Source organism: Pseudanabaena biceps PCC 7429 (genome assembly GCF_000332215.1).
Lineage (GTDB): Bacteria > Cyanobacteriota > Cyanobacteriia > Pseudanabaenales > Pseudanabaenaceae > Pseudanabaena > Pseudanabaena biceps.
This window is the reverse complement of sequence record NZ_ALWB01000363.1, coordinates 1-2564: the sequence shown is the minus strand read 5'-3', so window position 1 is coordinate 2564 and position 2564 is coordinate 1. Positions and strand designations below refer to the sequence as shown.

Genomic DNA, 2564 nt, shown 5'->3' with positions numbered 1-2564 from the left:
GGAAAATCGAGCCGTATTAATGAACCTATTAGAACCGCTAGGATTTACCTTTACGGAGGCAGAGAATGGGAAAAAGGGGATTGAGAAGGCAAAAGAACAAAGCCCCCATCTGATCATCACGGATTTAGCCATGCCCGTCATGGATGGATTTGAGATGTTGAAAAAGCTCCGAAACGATGAAGCCCTGAAATGGTTGCGAGTAATTGTCTCCTCCGCATCGGTATCGGAAATAGATCGTCAGATCAGCTTAGAAGCAGGCGGAGATGATTTTCTCTCTAAACCAGTCAATGCGGAGGAACTATTTGACTTACTGGCAAAGCACTTAAGGATCAAGTGGCTCTACGAGTCGAGTGAGTTAAATATCAGCGATCAGGAGCGATCGACTGTCGAAATGGTTGCCCCTCCAAGGTCAGATTTACAGATTTTACTAGAACTGGCTGAGGATGGACTATTGAGAACGTTGACGGACAAGGCTAAGGAGATTGGCGAGAAAGATGAGCAATATCAGCCTTTTGTCAAAGAAATCATGCAATTGGCGAAACAATTTCAAACAGAGAAAATCGAAGCTTTAATTCAAAAATATCTTACTAATCTGTGAGTACAACTCTATGAGTACAAATGTAACTGGCTTAATTTTAATCGTTGACGATAATCCCACTAATCTGGATGTGATTTCGGAAGCATTGATTAATGCAGGATATAAAGTCGCGATCGCAACCAGTGGCGAACGTGCTCTGCAACAAATCGAACGAAGATTACCCGATCTGATTTTGCTGGATGTGATGATGCCTGGTATTGATGGCTTTGAGACCTGCAAGCGTCTTAAAGCCAATGCTAAGACTAGCGACATCCCAATTATGTTTATGACGGCTGTGGCGGATGTGGACAATAAGGTGAAAGGGCTCAAACTCGGTGCGGTAGACTATATTACTAAGCCCTTCCAAGAAGAAGAAGTTTTAACGCGGGTCAAAACCCATTTGCAGTTACATTTTTTGACGCAAAACTTAGAACAGCAGGTTGCCCAAAAAAGCGCGGCTTTACAAGCAGCTCAACTCCAAATCATTCAGCGGGAAAAATTGTCGGCTCTGGGGAACTTGGTGGCTGGCGTTGCCCATGAAATTGCCAATCCCGTGGGATTTCTCGGGGGGAATATCCAACCCGCCTTGGACTACATCAAAGACTTATTTGGATTATTAGATTTGGTGCAGAAGGAGTCCGCTAATTTCAGTACGGAGATCGAAAAGGAAATTGAAGCGATCGATCTTGAATATATCCGCGAGGATCTGCCTAAGTTAGTGGGGTCGATGCGAGAAGGGGTAAAACGGATTAAAGATATTAGCAATAGCTTGCGGATATTTGCCCGTGTCGATAGTATGCGCCCCATTGCTTGCAATATTCATGATGGTATCGACAGTACAATTATGATCCTCAAGCATCGTCTCAAAGCTTCTGATACTCACCCCGATATTGAAGTTCTGCGTGAGTATGGTGAGCTGCCTCTAGTGGAATGCTATGCAGGACAATTGAACCAAGTATTTATGAATCTTTTAGCCAATGCGATCGATGCTTTAGAAGAATCCAATATCGGACGGAGCTATGCGGAGATTCAAGCCAATCCCAATCAAATTGCGATCGCCACCAAACTATCCGAAGATGGGCAGCGAGTCATACTTTGCTTCAAAGATAATGGCATGGGCATGACGGAGATGATCAAGCAAAATATCTTTGATCATCTATTTACTACCAAAGCGGTGGGCAAAGGTACGGGGTTGGGGCTAGCGATCGCGCGTCAGATCGTCGTGGAAAAGCATGGTGGAACGATTCACGTTGATTCTGTCTTTGGAGAAGGTACGGAATTTACGATCGAGCTGCCAATTAAGGAGTCCATCTCAGTTTCATAAAACAGTTTCTTAAAACAGTGAAAATTCAAGAAAAAATCATTTATGGCTATACCCTTGCCATCGGTATTGCTTTGCTCGGATCGGGAATGGGGATATTGGTAGGTAATTACCACCAACAAAAAGCACTTCAGGTTCAACAAAATACGTATCGCGAAAGAAAGTTGCTCAGTACATTGCAAATTGATGTTTTGTACAATCGACCTGTTAAACAACTTACGCCGCTCATTTCTAAGCCATCGGCTTTTCGGCAGGAAAGCTTAAACCTTATTGAGCGGGTAGACAAAATACAGTCTCTCTTACATCAATACAATCAGTCAAAGCAAACTTCGAGTTTAGAAGGGCTACCAGCGCTTCTACAGGGATATGAACTAACCGTGAGCATGTTTAGCAAACGGGCGAAAAAACTGAGTGAAGACGCGGATATTGTTCTAAGTCAGGATCCATTAGATGAGCAAAAGCTCGAAAACCTGTTAAAGGAACTGATTAAGAGCAAAGAATTCGTCCAATTTATCGAGTTTCCTGATCGACTGGAGTTTAGACTAAGTTGATTAAGCTAATCAGAAAAAGAGCAGGAAAAAGTAACCCAGAGAATGGAGAACTGGGCAAATCCAAGAGAATGAAAAGGAGAATATTTAGGATTAGGAATTAAGGATGTCTTTGTTG

The 2564-nt window shown here is 43.0% G+C and carries 3 protein-coding genes; all 3 read left to right on the top strand.

The window, feature by feature from the left end:
* A partial coding sequence (locus tag PSE7429_RS22325) for a response regulator (protein ID WP_083888456.1) occupies positions 1 to 598 on the top strand: 598 nt, incomplete at its 5' end.
* A gap of 10 nt (positions 599 to 608) precedes the next feature.
* Complete coding sequence (locus tag PSE7429_RS22320; RefSeq protein ID WP_009629660.1) at positions 609 to 1901, top strand: sensor histidine kinase; 1293 nt, start codon at positions 609 to 611, stop codon at positions 1899 to 1901.
* A gap of 17 nt (positions 1902 to 1918) precedes the next feature.
* The gene (locus PSE7429_RS22315; RefSeq protein WP_009629659.1) at positions 1919 to 2449 is read left to right on the top strand and encodes a hypothetical protein; all 531 of its coding nucleotides are present in this window, start codon (positions 1919 to 1921) and stop codon (positions 2447 to 2449) included.
* Positions 2450 to 2564 lie beyond the last annotated feature (115 nt).

Coding starts and splice junctions, on each gene's coding strand:
- PSE7429_RS22320 (WP_009629660.1), top strand. CDS start 609: ATGAGTACAAATGTAACTGGCTTAATTTTAATCGTTGACGATAATCCC.